The organism is Pseudomonas sp. 05N434 (assembly GCF_056396965.1).
On sequence record NZ_JBFTMK010000981.1, the window covers coordinates 1 to 798 of the forward strand.

Below are 798 nucleotides of genomic sequence, written 5' to 3' on the forward strand. Positions count from 1 at the left end.
GAACAGGTGCCTGAACAGATGGCCCTTGATGGGGTTGGAGGCCAGACTGATCTTGCCGGACGCTTTCGTACCCGTCACATGGGTGTCGTAATGCGTGCGGCCGGTGTCCGACAGCCTGTTGCGCACCCAACTTTGTAATGGCCCTTGTGACTTGAGCTCGGTCAGCAACAGCTTTTCGTTTTCATATTCCTTCACGCCATGCTCAGGGCTATAGGGCGCGATAAGCACCTCGGGTCCCGGGGTGTTCTGTTTGGGGCCGATCAAATACATTCCCGGGACTTTGATCGACTGGTCTTTACCGAAGAGAAGCTCAAGTGGACGGATTATCGCATTCGTACCGCTGACGGCCTCGCGGGCGATTGCATCGGGCATGTCCATGACCTGCCGAACGAGGTCGAGCCCGGTTTCGCTCAGGCGTTCCTGCAGTTTTAGCGAATGCGCGTAGTGCAGCAGTTGCCAGGGCAATTGTGCGGCGAACAGCTGTCTGCAGGATTTCGCAGTGGTGCTGGTTTCGGCAAGCGCCGCCTCCACAAATTTTTTGTGGAACTGACCGACATTCAGCTTTCGTATCAGGCTCTTGATGTAAGGCTTGTCCATTTTGGCAGGGATGGCGGCTGAGGTGAGTGACTTCAACTTGAAGTCGGCACTGTCCAGTTCATCAAAGTGAGTCAATGCAAAAGCCGACAGCGTTAACGTCTTTGCCGTGGACATCAGGCGCGAGGCAACCTGCACCTGGACGTTGTCCGGATCAATGGTCAATTCATCGGCCTTGAGTAACTCTTTCAACTCGAACTGTGC

General features: G+C 55.0%; 1 protein-coding gene. It reads right to left on the bottom strand.

What is annotated here, in order from left to right; translation table 11 throughout:
• Positions 1–798, bottom strand: a 798-nt coding sequence (locus tag AC1DLB_RS31210) for a dermonecrotic toxin domain-containing protein (protein ID WP_477786429.1), incomplete at both ends; no start/stop codon positions are given.